Origin of the sequence: Dryocola clanedunensis (genome assembly GCF_038405435.1) — a bacterium.
Classification (GTDB): domain Bacteria; phylum Pseudomonadota; class Gammaproteobacteria; order Enterobacterales; family Enterobacteriaceae; genus Dryocola; species Dryocola clanedunensis_A.
This window is the reverse complement of the sequence record NZ_JBBYHZ010000001.1, coordinates 715999-735299: the sequence shown is the minus strand read 5'-3', so window position 1 is coordinate 735299 and position 19301 is coordinate 715999. Positions and strand designations below refer to the sequence as shown.

The 19301-nt window shown below is 50.2% G+C and carries 21 protein-coding genes; 19 read left to right on the top strand and 2 right to left on the bottom strand.

From position 1 onward, the window contains the following. Positions 1 to 157 precede the first annotated feature (157 nt). The 14 genes from AAE045_RS03430 to AAE045_RS03365 all read left to right on the top strand — a co-directional run bounded on the left by AAE045_RS03430 (position 158) and on the right by AAE045_RS03365 (position 11882). Entirely contained in the window at positions 158 to 385 is a 228-nt protein-coding gene (locus tag AAE045_RS03430) for a Flp family type IVb pilin (RefSeq protein WP_455546468.1), read from the top strand. Between the two features lie 146 nt (positions 386 to 531). After that, positions 532 to 993, top strand: a complete 462-nt coding sequence (locus AAE045_RS03425) for a prepilin peptidase (protein WP_455546467.1) — start codon at positions 532 to 534, stop codon at positions 991 to 993. Positions 994 to 1004: 11 nt separating this feature from the next. Beyond that, positions 1005 to 1898, top strand: a complete 894-nt coding sequence (locus tag AAE045_RS03420) for a hypothetical protein (protein WP_455546466.1) — start codon at positions 1005 to 1007, stop codon at positions 1896 to 1898. Then, positions 1888 to 3180, top strand: a complete 1293-nt coding sequence (locus tag AAE045_RS03415; RefSeq protein ID WP_455546465.1) for a type II and III secretion system protein family protein — start codon at positions 1888 to 1890, stop codon at positions 3178 to 3180. The genes AAE045_RS03420 and AAE045_RS03415 overlap by 11 nt, the downstream gene beginning before the upstream one ends. Next, on the top strand, positions 3167 to 3628 hold the full coding sequence (locus AAE045_RS03410) for a hypothetical protein (RefSeq protein WP_455546464.1): 462 nt from the start codon (positions 3167 to 3169) through the stop codon (positions 3626 to 3628). The genes AAE045_RS03415 and AAE045_RS03410 overlap by 14 nt, the downstream gene beginning before the upstream one ends. Continuing rightward, positions 3629 to 4768, top strand: coding sequence for a hypothetical protein (locus AAE045_RS03405; RefSeq protein ID WP_455546463.1), 1140 nt, complete (start codon positions 3629 to 3631; stop codon positions 4766 to 4768). Positions 4769 to 4771: 3 nt separating this feature from the next. Further along, positions 4772 to 6025 carry a CpaF family protein gene (locus tag AAE045_RS03400; protein WP_455546462.1) on the top strand — a complete coding sequence of 418 codons (1254 nt, stop codon included), beginning with the start codon at positions 4772 to 4774 and terminating at the stop codon, positions 6023 to 6025. Continuing rightward, positions 6018 to 6929, top strand: coding sequence for a type II secretion system F family protein (locus AAE045_RS03395; protein ID WP_455546461.1), 912 nt, complete (start codon positions 6018 to 6020; stop codon positions 6927 to 6929). The genes AAE045_RS03400 and AAE045_RS03395 overlap by 8 nt, the downstream gene beginning before the upstream one ends. Then, positions 6926 to 7840, top strand: a complete 915-nt coding sequence (locus AAE045_RS03390; protein WP_455546460.1) for a type II secretion system F family protein — start codon at positions 6926 to 6928, stop codon at positions 7838 to 7840. The genes AAE045_RS03395 and AAE045_RS03390 overlap by 4 nt, the downstream gene beginning before the upstream one ends. Further along, positions 7837 to 8604: a tetratricopeptide repeat protein gene (locus AAE045_RS03385; protein ID WP_455546459.1), complete on the top strand. Its 768-nt coding sequence runs from the start codon at positions 7837 to 7839 to the stop codon at positions 8602 to 8604. Before AAE045_RS03390 ends, AAE045_RS03385 begins: the two co-directional genes overlap by 4 nt. After that, on the top strand, positions 8591 to 9064 hold the full coding sequence (locus AAE045_RS03380; RefSeq protein WP_455546458.1) for a hypothetical protein: 474 nt from the start codon (positions 8591 to 8593) through the stop codon (positions 9062 to 9064). The genes AAE045_RS03385 and AAE045_RS03380 overlap by 14 nt, the downstream gene beginning before the upstream one ends. Then, a complete protein-coding gene (tadF, locus tag AAE045_RS03375) occupies positions 9051 to 9575 on the top strand; it encodes a tight adherence pilus pseudopilin TadF (RefSeq protein ID WP_455546457.1) in 525 nt (174 codons plus the stop codon). Before AAE045_RS03380 ends, tadF begins: the two co-directional genes overlap by 14 nt. A 59-nt stretch (positions 9576 to 9634) precedes the next feature. Continuing rightward, on the top strand, positions 9635 to 11245 hold the full coding sequence (locus AAE045_RS03370) for a hypothetical protein (protein ID WP_455546456.1): 1611 nt from the start codon (positions 9635 to 9637) through the stop codon (positions 11243 to 11245). A 1-nt stretch (position 11246) separates the two neighbouring features. Further along, positions 11247 to 11882: a hypothetical protein gene (locus tag AAE045_RS03365; protein WP_455546455.1), complete on the top strand. Its 636-nt coding sequence runs from the start codon at positions 11247 to 11249 to the stop codon at positions 11880 to 11882. A 58-nt stretch (positions 11883 to 11940) separates the two neighbouring features. Here AAE045_RS03365 and AAE045_RS03360 read toward each other — a convergent pair whose 3' ends face one another. Next, entirely contained in the window at positions 11941 to 13161 is a 1221-nt protein-coding gene (locus AAE045_RS03360) for an amino acid deaminase (RefSeq protein WP_455546454.1), read from the bottom strand. A 202-nt stretch (positions 13162 to 13363) separates the two neighbouring features. Here AAE045_RS03360 and AAE045_RS03355 point away from each other — a divergent pair, with 202 nt between their 5' ends. The 5 genes from AAE045_RS03355 (at position 13364) to AAE045_RS03335 (ending at position 18343) form a co-directional block, all read left to right on the top strand. Continuing rightward, positions 13364 to 14794: an N-acyl-D-amino-acid deacylase family protein gene (locus tag AAE045_RS03355; RefSeq protein WP_455546453.1), complete on the top strand. Its 1431-nt coding sequence runs from the start codon at positions 13364 to 13366 to the stop codon at positions 14792 to 14794. A gap of 71 nt (positions 14795 to 14865) precedes the next feature. Further along, entirely contained in the window at positions 14866 to 15261 is a 396-nt protein-coding gene (locus tag AAE045_RS03350; protein ID WP_455546452.1) for a RidA family protein, read from the top strand. Between the two features lie 148 nt (positions 15262 to 15409). Continuing rightward, a complete protein-coding gene (locus tag AAE045_RS03345) occupies positions 15410 to 16900 on the top strand; it encodes a sodium:solute symporter family protein (protein WP_455546451.1) in 1491 nt (496 codons plus the stop codon). After that, entirely contained in the window at positions 16900 to 17754 is an 855-nt protein-coding gene (locus AAE045_RS03340) for a 2-dehydro-3-deoxygalactonokinase (RefSeq protein ID WP_455546583.1), read from the top strand. Before AAE045_RS03345 ends, AAE045_RS03340 begins: the two co-directional genes overlap by 1 nt. Next, positions 17741 to 18343 (top strand): 2-dehydro-3-deoxy-6-phosphogalactonate aldolase, encoded by a 603-nt coding sequence (locus tag AAE045_RS03335; RefSeq protein WP_455546450.1) that lies wholly within the window; start codon positions 17741 to 17743, stop codon positions 18341 to 18343. The genes AAE045_RS03340 and AAE045_RS03335 overlap by 14 nt, the downstream gene beginning before the upstream one ends. A gap of 59 nt (positions 18344 to 18402) precedes the next feature. On the opposite strand, the gene AAE045_RS03330 is transcribed toward AAE045_RS03335, so the two are convergent. Next, positions 18403 to 19266, bottom strand: coding sequence for a MurR/RpiR family transcriptional regulator (locus AAE045_RS03330; RefSeq protein WP_455546449.1), 864 nt, complete (start codon positions 19264 to 19266; stop codon positions 18403 to 18405). Between the last annotated feature and the right edge of the window lie 35 nt (positions 19267 to 19301).

Genomic DNA, 19301 nt, shown 5'->3' with positions numbered 1-19301 from the left:
CGTTATCGTAGCAATAATTTAGTGATATAAAATCGATTAATTTGATATGACTAAAGATAACGGCATGAGGATAATCTGTTTGCTCTCAGGAGATGAGAGCTGGATTAAGTTAACCTTTATTGCATAAATGCAAAATTTTTTCACGGAGTTAGAAATTATGTTTACTACTATGACCACTAAAGCATTCGTTAAAGCTCAGATGATGGTTCAGGGCCTTAAAGAAAACGAAAATGGCGTAACCGCAATCGAATATGCAATCATTGGTGTTGCTATGGCATCTGCGCTGTTCTTCATCTTTAGCGATGGTAACTTCCTGTCAACGCTGCGTAACGCATGGGGTGTCATGGCGAACCGTATTATGGGTGCAGCGAATATCCTGGGATAATCAAGTGAACACGGGGCATTGTCGTTCGATTAGGTAAATATCTATTCACCAGATGGTGAACAGGTTTTCTCCCTGACAATCCCTGCGGTGGAGCGCTGGCTTCTGTTATCTACCAGCGCTCCGTTCATAAAAGAAAGATACGACATATGTATTATGGGGCTTTTTTCCTTCTGGCGCTTATAGCGGTGGCTATCGTTGTTGCCTATAAGGATATTTGTGAACGAAGGATTCCAAACGTTTGTCACTATGTAATATTACTTTTGGCATACATACAAAATACCCTAAGTGGAAATGCACCCGTTAGTGTCCGTGTGTTCCTGGTATGTTTCATTATACTGGGCGTAGGAATTTTATTATCTCATTTTAAAATTATGGGATATGGCGATACAAAGTTAATTTTCACCGCATCTCTGGTCATGCCGGAAGAGAATATCATTCCCATGATATATCTGGTTCTGTTTGGCGGGGGGGTGTGGGCTATTACATGGGAATACGGCTTGTCGCGGCTGGCATTTATAAAAAAGATGGATAAGGTGCAAAAAGGGATACCTTATGCCATACCCATATTATTTAGTCTTTGCCTGCTGAGTTTTATTGGGAAACTTTAAAAGGATTTTTCATGCGATACAAATCCTTAGCGATTATCGCGGTTATGATGATCGGTATTGGTGTTTTACTGATGGTAAATATCCTCAACAAGGACGATGGTGTTATTGTCGATCCTGACATTCAGGAAAAATACCAGACCGTTGAGTTCTATGCTGCCAATCGAGATCTGGCCAGCGGTTTAGTTGTCAGAAACAACGATCTCACACTGCAGACAAAACAGTTTCGCGCTGGTGAGCAGCCGGAATGGGTTCAGGATGCGGTGACAAAAGACGCCTTTACCAAAATTATGACGTCCGGAGCGGTGCTGCGCGACAACCTGGCAAAGGGCGGCGTGCTTAAAAATGCGCAGATCGAAGGAATAACGCAGAAATTCGATAAAGAATTCGTCACCATCCCAATTTCGGTTTCAGCAATCAACCTTATTAATCCACACATTGGCGACTCTGGCTTTATTGACATCTATTTGCTTGCAAACAGCAATGATGTCTACGATCAAGATATCTATAATAAAACCTCCGGCGGAAAGGGATTAGATTATAAAGATACACGAGTAAAGCTTTTTGCTAAAAATGTTTATTTCGTCAGAAATAACGATGCGCTACTTAACGTTAAAGAGAATTCTTCATCACCGCCAGCTAATAATAATGCGAATGGTGATATAACGGGAGGGAGCGTGATTTACGTTTACTTCCCTGTGAAATCCGTTGAAAAAGTTATTCAGGCGCAAATACTGGGGATGTTTTTCCTGATCCCCGCGCATCCGGACAATATCAATTCTGGTGTTTCACAAATCATTACTAACTCAAGAGAAGTCACGCCAGCAGAAGTGATTGCAGGCGCAGCGCACTCCGTCACACCAACGCGGATACAGGAAATCAGAGGAACGACTGAAAATGCACGGTAAATATCTGAGAAGACTTATATTGCTGATTAGCGTTCTGGCTTTCAACGTAAATGCCCTTGAGATAGACATCGATAAAACGAAGGAAATAAACGTCGATTTTCCCATCAAATCAGTCATTGTCGGGTCGCCTGACGTCGCAGATTTCAGGATCGTCGACGAAAAGTATGTTTATTTATTTGGAAAAAAGGCTGGTCAGACAAACGTGACGGTGACCGGAGAGGGCAGGAAAAAAAAGGTTGTTGCCGTAAAAGTAAACGATCTCTCTGAACAGGCCGTCACCCTGAGCGCAATGCTTATCAGTGAAGGTTATAAGGAAGTTAAGGTCGTCAGCATGGGCGGTGAACTGCTCGTCAACGGTACCGTTGAAACCAACGAGGATGCGGACTACGTTCGTGATTTGATCTCGGAAAGCGCCAGCACGGATAACATCCGATATTCACTGGTCACCCAGAAGAATCAGCAAATCAAAATACGGGTGACGGTTGCCGAAGTATCAAAAAATGTCAGTGAAACATTGGGCATCGAATGGGGACAGGCCATGTCCGGGATGGACGATGTCACAGGCGGTGGCGGTGGCACACTTGCTGAACTGACCGTGAGCGGGGGTGTTTATCATTCCTTAGTTCGCGGCTTTAACTTTGACGCCCTGGGCGTAGCGATTAACGCTTTAGCAAAAAACAACCTGGCCACCGTTCTGACGACGCCAAGCCTGACCGTGACCAACGGGAAATCCGCCTCGTTTCACGGTGGGGGGGAAATCCCTATTTTCCAGCGAACGGAAGAAGGCTCGACGGTCGAGTGGAAGGACTACGGCGTGATGCTCAACTTCACGCCGGTCATAAATAGTGATTCAACTATCAGCATGGACGTAAGCGTTGAGTCGTCGCAAATTGCGGGCTATTACCGCTATGAAGGTAGCGATCTGCCGACGATCAAAACAAGAAACGTTAAAACCAGCGTACGCATGAAAAATGGTGAATCATTTGTTTTAGGCGGGTTAATTGATAACAGCCAGACTCAGTACGTGAACAAAGTCCCCGGACTTGCAGATATACCAATTTTTGGCAGCTTGTTTAAATCAACCGGCTTTACTACCGGACGCAGTGAATTAGTGGTATTCGCCACGGTAGAATATGTTAAGCCAACCGAACAGAAAAATATCAAGCTGCCTTATGTCCGCTTTTCAAGCCCCTGGGAGATTTATTTCGGTATTAAGGAAGACAGTAATATCAACAGCGTGACCAGCGATTTCATTAAAGGGGCAGATTATGTTATTCAATAAAACAGCTCTGCTATATCTGAGCATTTTGCTCATCAGCGGCTGCCAGTCGATGCAGCCAGCTGCTGACGACAGATATTTTGTAGAATTTGAGTCTGCGCCACAGGAAAGCATGATGTCACAGGTGGACCATTTCATCATGCAAAAAAACTCGACTGAGGTGAAGAACCTTGAGGTTTTATATGGCAAGAACAGAACTGCGGACAGTAAAGTGTTAGCCGGCCTGGTTGAAAAATACTATGGCGTAACTGCCCGCACTCTGCTGATTTCAGATGATGACAACAAGCTATATCTGTCTATGCAATATACTAACCCTGGAAAAGATGATTGCTATATATTCGAGCTTGATGATATCAACTGGTATAAATCGACAAGCGAAGAGCTCGCACAATACATTCAGCGTGAAGTCTGTGCCACAAACATGAACGACCAGTTTTCCCGGGCTAATTAAATGTTTATTGATAAATTAAAACGTAAAGCAGGCACCAGGAAAAGAGAGCAGGTCATAATTTTGACCCGGCGGCCTGAGGCGTTCAATGAACTTATTGAAATATTATCGCTGTATACTCTGGACTGCAGCGCTGTCTATCATAGTATTTCAGAAATTACCGCTATTGCTGATACTGGCATTAAGGGGCAGATCTTTTTCATTGTTGATGCCAGTGCCTACAGCGAGAATGACACCGTTGAAATATCTATGACAACCCGTGGCCGCTTTCAGTCAATGCTCATTGGTGAGGATGATTCAATTCAGGCAGCCTGCATTGCAAAAGAGTCGGGTTTTGCCAGTTATTTCACGCTGGCCAGCGAAGTGCGTTTTATTGCGGTCCAGATTGTAAGTTACTTCGGGCATACCCGTTCACGCACCTCGCTCGTCGTCGGTGTGTGCAATACTTCTGCAGATGTGGAAATCAGCTATCGCGTTTTTCATGACCTGCATGACAGCCGTATGATGGGGAGCTACTCTACGTTATTCGTTAACTGCGATATTGCCAACGTTTATTTTGATGCCGTCCTCGGAGTCAAGGCTAATAAGCAGGCGCTAGAATCAATCATGAATATTGAAAATGAGATTGATACAAGGCTGGCACTAAAGCTGGTTTCAAAAATAGACAGTAATTTTGACTATATTTCATTCAATGCGATTAGCGAAGACCATCGCGCGAACAATATTGATGCTATTTTTGCCGGGCTGGAACGCTACATTGATGCGGTTGCTAATAATTATGGTTTTATATTTATCAATATCCCCTATTATGCGCTGTCACTAAGTAATGGTATTCAGCTGCTTAACAGTAGTGACGTTCGATTGCTGTTAACAGATGGAAAAATAGAATCTATCTATAATATCCATGTTTTGAAGGAGCGTATTGGTTTCAAACAAACTAAGAGTGATAAAAAAAGAGATAAACTTTTTTCAATTCGCCGACAAAATGATACCAATAAGTTTACCATCACGGATGCGGAAATTAATGCCAAGCTGGGTGTTGTAGTCGATGGCAGTACATTGTTAGGTAATAAGAGCGGTTTTTTGGCCCGATTCCGCAATAATGACAATAGCGATAACATTATCCAACAGGTGCTAAGGTAAAATATGGACATTAAACTTTACGACAAGCTGCGCATTGAGATTCTTGATAAAATCAATCCTGCTGATTATACCGACTCATCTGTCGAAGAAGTCATGGGCGGAATCGAGGAGCTGCTTATTCCCCTGTTGGACAAAGAAAATATCATCGTTACGCGACGTAAGGTCGAAGAGCTTATCAAAAGCTATTATGATGATATTTTTGGCTTTGGGCCGCTTCAGGATCTGTTAGCCGATCATACGATTAGCGACATTATGGTTAACGGCTGCGAGTCTATCTACATTGAACGCGCAGGTCGTCTCTTAAAATTAGATGAAAATTTTAAGTCTAACGAGCAAATATTACGCATCGCACAGCGCATTGTTGCCCCTATTGGCCGTCGGGTAGATGAAAGCTCTCCAATGGTCGATGCCCGTCTGGCTGACGGCAGCCGCGTTAATATTATTGTGCCCCCTGTAGCACTCGACGGCTGCGTGATCTCTATTCGTAAATTCCGCGAAGACAAGCTCGATCTCTTCGATCTGATTAACTTCGAATCTATGAGCAAGGAGATGGCTCATTATTTAAGTTTAATGGTCATGATTAAGGCGAATATTATTATTTCTGGCGGCACAGGATCGGGTAAAACAACGCTGCTGAACGCGATTTCTAATGAGATCAGCGACGGTGACCGTATCGTGACTATTGAAGATGCCGCCGAACTGCAGCTGCAAAAAGATCACGTTGTACGTCTGGAATCTCGTCCCAGAGGGGCGGACGGCGGCGGTGAAGTCAGTATCCGTGATTTAGTCATCAACTCCCTGCGTATGCGTCCTGACCGAATCATCGTTGGGGAGTGCCGCGGAGACGAGACGTTTGAGATGCTGCAGGCCATGAACACCGGCCATGAAGGCTCTATGTCGACCATTCATGCTAATACGCCCAAAGACGCGCTGGTTCGCCTTGAAAGCATGCTTTCTATGGCAAACCCAAACGTCAGCGCGAAAACCATTCATAGCCAGATCTCTCAGGCCATCGATATTATCGTGCAATGTTCGCGTTTGCCTTCAGGGCAGCGCAAAATCACTAATATTACGGAAATAGGCGCGCTTGAAGGAGACGTAATCCAGCATCAGGATGTTTTTACGCTGGATATCCATCGCAAAGGTGACGGTGAACTTGGCTATGCTTTTCTCAAAACCATCTCTCATTCACTTTTAGAAAAGAAGGCGGAGGATGTAGGGCTGCTGGCGGAGCTCAAAGGAGTTCTGCATGATTAATATCCTGCTTTTTTTTATTTTTGTTATTGTCCTGCTGCTGATAATACGTGGGCTGAAACGTCGTGACAAAAAACAGAAAATCTGGTCGACCATCATCGTCGACAAGCCCCATAGCGAAGAAAAAAAAGGCGACGATAAAAAAATAAACATCCTCTGGAAATGGATGAGCACCCCGGAGTTTTTGCTGATATTTGGCATGGCAGATTTACTCATAGCCGCTGTATTAACGTTTGGCTATGCCAGTTTCTGGGTATTTTGCAGCTATACTTTTGGGCTCTCTTTCCTGTCCTATGCGGCTGGGGTTGTCCTGGTCGTGGCCATTGCAGGGTGGTCCGTTCAGCAACAGTATAAAATGCGCTACAGCGATTATTTTGAAGCAAATTTTCCCTCCGCATTACGCCTGATCAGCCGAAATCTTTCCGTGGGCCAGACGATATTTTCAGCCATTGAAGCCGCGGCTGAAAATCTTAATGACATAATGCAGAGAGAATTTATCCGCATTTCGCAGCAGCTTAAGGCCGGTAATACCTTTGAAGAGGTCTTAACCAGAGGAGAAAAACTTTATCCCTATAAAGGGTATCTGGTGTTCAGTTCCTATCTGCGCGTTTCTCTCAAAAAAGGCGGAAATTTAAAGGATACCCTGGCTGCACTTGCAGAAGATCTCCTGGCGGCCCAGCTAATTAAAAAGAAGACGAAGGCGTTAACGTCGGAATCACGCATGTCAGCAAAAATTTTGGCAGTGCTTCCTGTGGTCATGCTGGGCATTCTCTGGTGTTTTGCTTCCGCAAATTTCTATTATCTTTTTACGGCGCAGAATGGCCGCTACGTAGTTATTTACTTAGTTATCAGCGTCACGATTGGGTTTTTATGGATTAACCGGATGATCAAAAAGGTTGAATTATGATTAAATTCATCTCAATACTTTTTTTCATCGCTGGCATTGCCATCTTCCTGTTTGTGATAAAAAAGCACAGAAAGGAAGAGCAGTACTACGATAAGTTTTATTTTATCGTGTCAAAGCACCAGACGTTAAACAACTATCTGAGCATATTAAACAGATTCAGGTCATTGACGACCGGGCTATATGACTATGTAGGCGAGGTTATCAATAAACGATTAGCGCATACTGAATATCATCAGCTGGTTGTCAGTGCAGGATACTATCAGCAGGGCCGAGCGATTAAATTTTATGTTATGGCTGTCGTATGTTTGTTGGCGCTGGAAATTACCGCAATTATTCTTTATTTAAATGGCTCGGTGCAAATTTTTGTCATTCCGGCCTCTATGGCTATCTATTATATTGGCAGTAAAATCTATCTTGAAAGAAAACACAAAAAAGAGATGCATAATTTTCGAGTGAATTTCATCTACTTTCTCGATCTTAGCGCAGCCTGTATTAAAACTGGTATGACCCTCACAGCTTCGCTGGAAACGCTTCATCCCATTGTGGGTAACTTTTCCGGACTGCTTGGCATCGCTATGTCGAACTACTCGCAGAATATCAAGTACGGCAACATTGATGATGCCAGTAATAAATTGTATGAGCAAGTTCCCCTTGCTGAGGTTAAAGATTTCATCAGTACCGTGAAAAACTCACTTAAGTACGGTTCCAGTATGGCGACGAGCCTGAATGAGTTGTCACAGGAAATCCGCAAGACGCATTTTATTGAAACAGAGGAAAAAATAGGTTCGGTAAACGCTAAGATGGGCATTCCGCTGATACTTTTTATTATGTTTCCAATTATCGTCGAAATTATTGCGCCAGGACTGTTGCGCGCGGTCAGTGAGTTTACTTTGGGAGGGATCGTCAAGTGAAAAAACTCGCCATTAGTTTTATTTTTGTCTTATGTGGTTGTCATGCCGGTAGTTTTGCAACGAAAACAACTGATAATGAAACAACGGATATTGCTATCCAGGTCGGCGCGTTGAATAAAGCCGAAGAGTTGGTGGTAAATGATTTAAAGCAAAACCCTGAAAATAAGGGGTTGCGATTTCAGTTAGCTGATATCTACGCTCGCCAAAATAAATTAGATCTTGAATATCAGGAGCTTTCCACCCTTAAACAAAAGAGCCCGATAGGTTCCAAAGATTATGCACGGGTGAATCTTGCCATTATGCGTAACTGCCTTATACGCAATGACTATAAATGTACTTCCGTAACCTGGCAGCAGGCTATGGTGGAGCAGAACAGCCTCGATTTACTTTCTGATGAGCAGAAGGGGCTTGCGAATATGTACATCGGGGTGGCGATATGCAAAGAAAACGATTACGACCTGTGCATTAAGTATCTGAATGAAGCCAGAGTCTATCTGCCGGGTAATCCTGCGATTATTGATAACATTCAGTTAGCCAGATATATGCAGGGCATGTATGAGAAAACGCCCGATATAAACCTGCTGTACAGCGGCCTGAAGAATACAAAATCAGACCCTATCTACTTTAATCTGATTATGGCTCTGGTCAATAAAGGCGATACGGGTAAGGCTTATGAGCTGCTGAGCATGAGATATCCACCGGAAACTTCCATGCTTATCGTCAACGACCTGAAAAAGTTGAAAAGTAAAAATGTGGCTTATTGATGACCTTACCTCGGCAGAGGAAGGGATTGCCAGTATCGAAACGCCAGTAATATTTCTGATCGTTGTCCTGCTGACGATGACGATCTTTGAAGTTATTGGCTTTCAAAAGGACATGTCTGTTATCAGCTACAACGAGCAGGTTGCCGTTCAGCAGCTGGATTTCACCGTTCTGCAAAAGCAGCCTGAAAAGCTAAAGGATCAGTTCTGGAGAAATTTAAACGCCTCAATGGACAGCAGTTTTTTTCGCAGCATTAGCTATGATGCAAATAAACTGAAAGTGGTTTGTATGAACGCTGCAACCTTCACGCCGCTGACAGGAAAATTGAGCGCCAGCTGTCGGCTGATGAAGATTACTTATAAAGTACATCGTCGTTTCACAAGCCGTATTTTTTCGAAAACCACCGACCTTTTTCCGGTTGATATCGATAGAGAGGTCTTTGTAATAAATGACTATTTTTAAGTCTTTTGTTGCCGATGAGTCAGGCGTAACTTCGATAGAAGGGACCTTCATCGCCATCTTTTTTGTCGGTTTACTGATGTATACCATTAACCAGGCGCTGGCGATGACTATTAAGGCCAGGGCCGATAAGCTCGCGATACAAATGGTCAATATTGTTGCCCAGCGGCAGCTGCTCTTTAACGGCGCTAATTTAGCAAACGCTGATATCAATAAAATGGCAAAGCTGTTCCCGGAATTATCAAAATATTCTAACGGTATGAAATTTGATTTTTTTATTGAAGAGGTAGCTTATGCCACAGGACGCTACAGCGTCATTACGCTGCGCAATCAGGGAGGCTCGTGCACGCTGAACAAATCGCTTAATCAATATGGATTTAATCTTCGCTCCTCTTATGAAAAGACAAACTCTGTTTACCGGGTTGTACTTTGCCGGAAGTTTGCCAAGGGCTTGTTCTTTCCTGGTGGTTTTATGATATCAGCAAGTGCGGTTCAGGTTGGTCATCACCATTAATAGATAACAGTATGGGTTAAATTATGCCGGGACGTATAATTAATAACGAGCAGGGAAGCATGATGCCCTATTGGGCTTTGGGCGGCATGGCGACGATCGTTTCTATTTTCTTAATGGAGAACATGTCCTACTCGCTGCTTGAGAAAGCTCAGGAGCTGCAAATCGCGCAGGTCATTTCGCGTTCGGCAATGATTGCTGGCGGCTCAGTTGATAATGCAAGGCTGTTAGCATCCGCGGCTAATGTAGATTTTAACGCTCTGAGCCGAAATACGCAGGCTTCTGTTTCAGAGGCAAAAATTGACGCGCTCGACAAAATGAATAAAACGCAGCGTCGCGATGAAATTTACAGCACGGCTGCGCTTACCTCCTCCGTTAAATCGTTACCCTTTGAGGAGATTAATCGGTCGCTTTCATTAGATACCCGCACTCGCTCTTCCACTGCGGATAAGGTCGTTAAATTAGTCCATCCTCTAAATATAATAATGGCCGTAGAGGCATCTCCTGATAATTACTCATCTGTCTCACGCGCCATTAACGCTTTTTATACTGCGGCTGGCCGGGAAATCAATGCTGGCATTAAGATGAAAGTGAGCGTCATTCCCTATTCCTACAGGGTTAATCAGGGCGGCTATTGTTACACTGGTATTGGACGAGGCGATGATTTTTCCTTTCAGTGGTGGGAGGATTATTATATGCAGCAGGAAAATCTGAACCGCGCGCAGCAGAATCTACGCGATGCTCAGAATTCGTTAAGTTACACCTATCGCGCGATTGAAAATTATAATGAGCAGATCAAGCAGGCAACCAAAAAACAGCAGGATCTGGATCCTGGCTCCAAGGAGTACTTGCAGCTTAGCCGACAAATAAGAAATATTAACGCCTCGCTGCTGGATGCCAATAGCCGCATTCCTTCCCTTCAGCTCACCGTTAATAACAATGATTATGCCGTTAAGCAGCAGGCCAGGCTTGTTGAACAAATGGAAAAGCAGCCGCAATATAAAATCTATCTTAGCTTGTCTAAGCACTATTCGCGCGCGGGCGATAACTATCGGCTTTTCTCTGACTACCTTGACAGGTTTTCTAATCAGGGAAGCTACAGCATGCCCGAAACGCGCTATTACGCTGCGGCCAACCAGCTAACCCTTCCGCCCAATTACTATCGATCTTTAGCGGTTCAGCGTAGCCGTTACTTTGGCGATTCGACGAGCTGTCCGGCAGCCCAGGTTCGCACCGATCTGACGAACCTTTCCGCTATCCGTTCGGCAGTAGGCAGTATCGATTACGCAGGCCAGTACATCCAGACCCTTGAAGGGCTTTTATGGGCAGGCAGGACCGTATTCAGCCGCAATAACGGCAATACCCGCAACGTGGTAATGCTGTTCGTCTCTGATAAGAAAGACACCACCGAACCCGATAAGCTGCCGGGCGTCGGCAATACCTGTTCGGGGATCCGCAGCCTGCTCGCCAATGGCAATGTGGCCAAATTACTGGTCATTACGGCAAATAAGAACGGACGGAAGAAATTCGAGCGCCAGGGCTGCGCAACGCAGTGGGCTAACGATACGGGCTATATCGTTCTGGACGACATTACAAAAGATTTTTCAAACGCTTTACAGGAAAAATTCCTGCAGGCAATGACCCAGGAATCTACCAGCAGGAGTGCTATGTAATATGAGAAAAGTTATCTTTTTTATGGGCCTGCTCCTGATGAGCGTCTCTTTATGTCGGGCATCGTTAAACGCTGACGGCAGGGTATCAACGCTGAACTGTTCAGACTCGTCGTTGTACGCGGCTAAAAAGCAAATAGAAGTGCGGCCTATTCTATTATTTGACGGCAGCATCAGCATGGCGGTATCCAAAGCGCAGTTCAGACAGCATCAGTTAATCAATACCCTGGGGCTGAACCGCGACGTCCTGTGTAATAAAAGTATCGACTGGGATCCAAATTCCGTGATGAAGTACTTCTCGGTAAATTTAAATTACGATCTTAAATATTTGGGAACTATATATTTCGCCAGCGGCAGTGACAGGGCCTATAGCAGCGCGAAAGAGAATTTACGAAAAAAACTGCTGTTGATTAGCCAGTATGATGGCCTGCTTGCCATTGGCAGTACGGACACCATGGGCGAGGCGAAAATGAACGAGACGCTCTCCTGGCGACGGGCAAACAATAGCGCCGTCGATCTTCAGCAGAATAAGCCGGTCGCGATTATCGCGCTGGGGAGCATGTATATGAAAAGCAGGCCGCACACCAACGACCCAAAATATCGCAAGGCGGACGTCTATTACTATCGGCTTAAAAACTAAGCGCTTAACTGCATGCTTATACCGGGCGGATGCACGTCTCTCATCCGCCCTGGCTTAATCAGAACGCGGTCTCTAACGTCTCCAGCACGTTGTACTCCTCGTCCACCAGCAGCAGCGCCTTCCACTTATCAAACGTCAGGCACGGGTGGGAGGTGCTGAACACCAGAATATCCCCCACCTGCACGTCCGCACCCGGCTTCAGCTTCAGCATCGCGTGCTGGTCCATAATCCCGGTGGTTTCGATGGATTCAGCAGGCTGGCCCAGCGCTTTGCCCTGGCGGTAGTGGGCGACGGGCTGCGGCAGACCGGCGTCAAAGGCGCTGTCCCGCTTGCCGAAGTTGACGATTGCACGGTCGCTTTCCGGTACGGACTGCACCATGGCAACCAGCTCCAGCGCGGAAACCAGATCTCCCCCTAAATCGCAGGCAACCTTGTCGCGCGCCATCAGCTCGTCCTGCGCTTCCTGATAGATACCGCCGTCGTGCGTGATGTAGCAGCCGGGGCGGATCGCCACGCGGCAGCTGGCCGGTTTTTCCGCCTCCAGCCAGACGTTGCACACCACGTCATACCAGACTGAACCCGCCCCAGTGAGTACAAACTCACCTTCCACATAGCGTTCCAGCTGGCATGCCAGCGCGGCGGCATCGCGCAGCAAAGCCTCCACTTTTGGCTGCGGGTTCTCACCGTGCAGCACGCCTTCGTACAGCTCCAGCCCGCGCAGATGCAGGCCCGGCAAGGCAGCAATGGATTCGGCCAGCGCCAGCGCCTGTTCCGCCGTGCGGCAGCCGCAGCGTCCGCCCGGCACGCCCAGCTCGATAAGAACATCAAGCCGTTGGTTCTGCGCGCTGAAGAAGGCGGAGAGGGCTTTTGCGTTGGCGATGCTGTCCACGCAGCAAAGATAATCGACGTCCTGATACTCTGCTTTAAGGTTTGCAACCAGCTGCATATTCGCTTTGCCGACGAGCTGGTTCACCATCAGCACCCGCCTGATACCCGCGACCATCGCAATGCTGGCCTGCCACGCGCTGCCCACCCCCACGGCCCAGGCTCCCGCCTCCTGCTGCTGCTGGAAGATCCACGGCGTCATGGTGGTTTTGCCGTGCGGGGCAAGGGATACGCCGCGCGTGTCGGCGTAACGCTGCATCCAGCGAATATTATTCTCCAGCGCAGCCTTTTTAATGACCGCTGCGGGCAGGCAAACGTCTTCCTGCAGGATGTTGGCAGGGGTAAACATAGGGGCAGATTTGTGCGGAACGAGGTTACTGGCTTGGTATTTCATAACATAATTCCTTTGCGATTATCTTTTCTTTCAGAGTGGGTATCGTTTTTAACTTATTGAAAATAGATGATATATCTTTCGTGTTGCAATGATGATGAATAAAAGTATCAGAAAATCGTATGCGTTTTGCGTAGTCTTCCACTGTTTTTCCGGCTTGTAAATGGTTAACTTTAGTCCAGAACATAACGGGGGTATGGAACACATGAAGTTCGACTATCTGTTCAGGAACGTCACGGTAATCGACGGCAGCGGCGGCCCGGAATACCGCGCCGACGTCGCGATTAAAGACGACACCATCGCCGAAATTGCCCCGGCAATCGGCGGCCAGGCGCTGCATGAAATTGACGGCACGGGCCGCGTGCTGGCGCCCGGATTTATCGATGTCCACACCCACGACGACATCAACGTGATCCGTATACCGGAGTACCTGCCGAAGATCAGCCAGGGCATCACCACGGTGATTGTCGGCAACTGCGGCATCAGCGCCGCGACGGCGACCATGAAAGGCAGTGTGCCAGATCCGATGAATCTTCTCGGTGACGTGGACCAGTTTATTTACCCGACGGTTGCCGACTATGCGCATGCCGTTGAGCAGGCTCGCCCGGCGATAAACGTAGGTACGCTGGTCGGCCACACCGCATTACGCAATAACCATATGGACGATCTGTTCCGCACCGCCACCGAAGAAGAAATCAGCGGCATGCGCAGGCAGCTTCGCCTGGCGCTGGAGCAGGGCGCGCTGGGATTGAGTACCGGCCTTGCCTACGCCTCCGCGTTCCAGTCCTCCACCGAAGAGGTGATGGCGCTGGCGGAAGAGTTAGCGGCGCAGAAGGGGATTTACACCACGCACCTGCGCTCCGAGTTTGAGCCGATTCTGGACGCGCTGGATGAAGCGTTCCGCATTGGCCGCCACGGCAGGGTGCCGGTGGTAGTTTCGCACCATAAGTGCGCCGGGGCGAAGAACTGGGGCCGCACCGTTGAAACGCTGAAGCTGTTCGACAAGGTGCGCGAGCAGCAGGACGTCTCCTGTGACTGCTACCCCTACTCCGCCAGTTCGTCGACGCTGGACGTGAAGCAGATCACCGACGAGTTCGACATCATTATCACCTGGTCGGAGCCGCATCCGGAGATTGCCGGGCAGTCGCTGAAGCAGATTGCCGAGGGCTGGTCGATGTCGCTGGTTGAGGCCGGCAAACTGCTGATGCCCGCCGGGGCGATTTACTACAACATGGACGAGCAGGACGTGCGCCGGGTGCTGAGCTACCCGGTGACGATGGTCGGTTCTGACGGTCTGCCGAACGATCCGATGCCGCATCCACGCCTGTGGGGGGCTTTCCCGCGCGTGCTGGGGCACTACAGCCGCGACGAGAAGCTTTTCCCGCTTACCGTGGCGGTACATAAGATGACGGGCATGTCCGCAGCGCGGTTCCAGCTCCCAAAACGCGGACTGGTGAAATGCGGCTACTATGCCGATCTGGTAATGTTCGACCCGGAAACGGTGCGCGACGTGGCAAGCTTCAGCGACCCGCAGCAGCCAGCGGCGGGCATTGAAGCGGTGATGGTCAACGGCGTGATGAGCTATGGCCAGAACAAGCAGGTTACCGGGCGTGCCGGAAGGTTTTTACGCCGTTAAACATTTATCCACGAATTTGACATGTAGGGTGGATAAGCGCAGCGCCATCCACCATCAGGAAAGGAGCAACAATGAGCATTAAACGTTACGGAGTAGGCGGCAGCACCGGCACCGGCGGGCAGAAGCTGCCCTTTGCGAAAGCGGTAGAAGCGGGCGGCTGGCTGTACGTCTCAGGGCAAACGCCGATGAAAGAGGGTGAGGTCGTGGAAGGGGGGATAATCGAGCAGTCCCGCCTGGCGATTCAGAACTGCGTGGACATCATGGAAAGCGCCGGTTACACCCTGGCCGACGTGGTGCACGTAAAAGTATTCCTGACCGACTCCCGCTATTTTCAGTCGTTCAACAAAGTGTTCAGCGAGTTCTTTGCCGACCATCCGCCAGCCCGCGTCTGCTGCGTGGCTGACCTGGTGGTGGACTGCAAAGTAGAAGTGGACCTGACCTGTTACAACGCCGACCGGGCAAAATAAAATTAACCACGGCGGATAACATTACGCTTATCCGCCCAATAATTAAAAAATTAATTTAAGGCACCACTTATTAAAAGTGCCAACGGGTTTCCTGTAGGTTTTTTTCAGGCGGCTAATTTCACCTTTATTATTAATCTGGAAGTGAGCCATGAATAATTACTCCTTTTTGATCTGGTTTGGAATATATGCCTGCGCGATGATTACGCTGGGCTGGTATGTTTCGCGCAACCAGAAAAATGGCGACGACTTTTTGCTGGGCGGTCGTTCATTACCGATGATTTTAACGCTGGGATCGACCGTTGGCACCATGGTGGGGACGGGGTCGAGCGTAGGCGCGGTAGGCTTTGGCTATACTAACGGCTGGGCAGGGATGTTATATGGCCTTGGCGGCGCCGTGGGTATTCTGCTGGTCGCCTGGCTGTTCGCCCCGGTGCGTAAAATGCGCTTTATGACCATGAGCGAAGAGATATCCTATTATACCGGCGGCAGTAAACTGGTGAAAAACGTCGTTGCCATTCTGATATTTATCGCCTCTATCGGCTGGCTGGGTGCCCATATTTTGGGTGGGGGTTTATATCTGGCGTGGGCGAGCGGCATTAATATTAATACGGCGAAAATTATTATTGCGGCGGCCTTTGTGGTTTACGTCGGCATCGGCGGCTATTCTGCGGTGGTATGGATTGACACCATTCAGTCTCTAATTCTGTTTATCGGTTTTATTCTGATGGCGGGGCTGGCGGTTCACCACGTGGGCGGCTGGAGCCACATCCAGCAGGCCGTCGATCCGGCGGCGCAAAGCCTGTTTGCGGTGGATAAGCTTGGCATTCTGCCCGCCTTCTCACTGGCGATGGTGATTGGCGTCGGCGTGCTGGCAACGCCTTCTTACCGCCAGCGCATTTACTCCGCTAAGTCCGTCGGCACGGTGCGCAAATCTTTCGTCATTACCGGCCTGCTGTATCTCGGCTTCTCCTTCCTGCCCGCGATCATCGGCATGGCGGCCTACACCATGAACCCGGCGCTGGAGAACAGCGGCTTCGCCTTCCTGTTTGCCACCCAGGTGCTGCCGCCGGTGCTGGCGATGGCGGTGCTGATTGCCGGGATGTCGGCGAACATGTCCTCGGGCAGCTCCGATGCCATTGCGGCGGTCTCTATCATGCTGCGTGACCTGTATACGCTGATTACCGGGCACATGCCCGCGCCGGAAAAGGCGATCCGCATGTCGCGTATTTTCCTGGTGCTGGTGATTGGCCTGGCGCTGCTGTTTGCCCTGACCTCCAACGACATCATCAGCTACATCACCAAAATGATCTCGATGATCATGTCCGGGATGTTCATCTGTTCGATGCTGGGCCGCTTCTGGACGCGCTTTAACTGGCAGGGCGCGCTGGCGGCGCTTATCGGCGGGGCGGGGACCTCAATGATTATGCTGGCGGACGCGAGCTGGATGAAGTTCTGGGGCAACCCGTGCGTGCCTTCCGTGCTGGCAAGCCTGGGCTGCGCGGTGGTCGTCACGCTGGTGACCCCTGCCAGCAAGGTGAGCCGTGAAGAGGCGCTGGAGATGATCACGCGCGAGCGTGAAAGCCAGCCGGAGCCGGTCCCTGTGCCGCTGGGCAAGCGCGCGACGGGGAGCGCACGATGATCGAGAGCTATATCGCCATCGACTGGGGTTCTACCCACCTGCGCGCGTGGCTGTACCGCAGCGGAGAATGCGTGGACAGCCTGCAACTGCCCTACGGCGTAAGCCGTCTGGTGGAGCACTCCCCCCGCGAAATATTCGATAAGTACGTTGCGCCCTGGCGTCGGCAGGAAGAGATGCCGGTGGTCATGGCCGGGATGATCGGCAGCGACGCGGGCTGGCAGCCCGTGCCGTATCTGGCCTGTCCGGTTTTGCTCCATGAGCTTAGCTCGCAGCTTTATGCCGTGGCGGAAAACGTGTGGATTGTGCCGGGGCTGAAAACCGCGCGAAACGTAATGCGCGGTGAAGAGACCCAGCTGCTGGGGGCGATGCAGCTGTCGCCCGCAGCCTGCTACGTCATGCCCGGTACCCACAGCAAATGGGTGCAGGTGAACGGCGGCGCGGTAAAGGGTTTTGAGACCGCAATGACCGGCGAGCTGCATTACATGCTCATGAACCACTCGCTGATTGGCAAAGGGCTGCCGGAACAGCGGGACGACAGCGCGGCGTTTGCGGCGGGTCTGCAAAGCGGGCTGGAGTCGCCTGCGCTTATCAACAAACTTTTTGAAGCCCGTGCGGCCCGGGTGCTGGGCGACCTACCGCCCGAGGCCGTCAGCGAATGGTTATCCGGCCTGCTGATCGGCGCCGAAGTCTCCACGCTGCGCGGCGATACCACTAAGGTGACGCTGGTGGGTGGGGAATCGCTGTGCCACCGCTACCGCCAGGCGTGTACCGCCGCCGGTATTCAGGTCAGCGACATCGCGGGTGACACCGCCTTCCAGCAGGGTATAAGGAGCCTTCTTGATGCAAGACGCTAAAGCACTGGTCGCCATACTGCGCGGCATTCATCCTCACGAGGCCAGCGGCCACGTCGGGGCGCTGATCGAAGAAGGATTTCGCTATATCGAGATCCCGCTTAACTCCCCTGACTGGCAGCAAAGCATTGCGCAGATGGTGGCGAAGTACGGCGAAAAAGCAGTGATTGGTGCGGGAACCGTACTGAAAGTTGAGCAAGTTGATTTTCTGGCGGAGGCGGGGGCAAAGCTGGTGGTTACGCCAAATACTAACCCTGCGGTGATCCGACGTGCTGTGGAAGCCGGGATGCTGGTTTGCGCAGGATGTGCGACCGCAACCGAAGCGTTTACCGCGCTGGAAGCGGGCGCGCAGTGGCTGAAAATCTTCCCGTCTGCGGCGTTTGGCCCGGCTTATATCTCGGCGCTGAAAGCCGTATTGCCGCCGGAGGTTCCGGTGCTGGCGGTTGGCGGAGTCACGCCTGAAAATCTGGGTGAGTACCTGAAAGCGGGCTGCGCCGGGGCCGGGCCTGGCAGCGATTTGTATCGCGCCGGGCAGGGCGTTGAGGTGACGCGGGCGCAGGCTCGACGGTTTATGGCGGCATTTTTAGAATGATTTTGCCGGATGACGCTGCGCTTATCCGGCCTACAGGCCCTTAAAGGGGTGAGGGTAAACTAATCCCCCAGCGGCTGGCGGTCCACGCCGCCGCGGTGGCTGTCCAGCGCCAGCTTGATGCGGCGCAGCCGGTCTTTCGCCTGGCTTTTATTGGCCATTGCCAGCTCGGTGGCCAGCACGTCCACCATCGCCAGCATCGCGTAGCGTGAAGTGCTCGGCTTAAAGATGTAGTCATTTTCCCGCACGATCAGCGGCAGCACCACGTCGGCACTGGCGGCAAGGGGCGTCTCTTCCGGCGTGATGGCGATAACCTTTGCGCCGTACTGCCGCGCCATGGCCGCACTCTCAATGATTTCCGGCGTGTAGCCGCCCAGCGACAGCGCCAGCACCACGTCGTTCGGCGCAACGGAGGAGCACATCATGCGCACCAGCAGGCCGTCGCTCTGGCTGACGACCGGCAGGCCCAGGCGGAACAGGCGGAACTGCACCTCCTGCGCGCAGATCGTCGAGCCGCCGCCCATGCCAATCGCCAGAATTTGCCGCGCGTTGCTCAGCCAGTCGACGGCTTTGTTGAGCGATTCAGGGTTCAGCGCGCGGCGGTTGATATCCAGCACGTTGATGATAGTTTCATAAATTCCCTGCACCCCTTCCAGATCCGGCACGTCCAGAATAAAGCGCTGCCCCACGGCCAGCGACTGGGCGAGTTTCACCTTCAGCTCGCGAACGTCCTTGCAGCCGATTGCGCGCGCAAAGCGGGTAATGGATGCCTGGCTTGTTGCGGTAAGGCGCGCCATTTCTGCAATCGGCAATGTCGCGGCGGACTGCACGTCATCGAGAATGAACTGCGCGATGCGCTTTTCCGTGGCGGTCAGCTCCACAAAGCGGTCGGTAATGCAGGAGATAATGTCGATGGAGAAGGCCATGGCGCGTCCCTGAAAGTAAGGATATTAATGTGGTA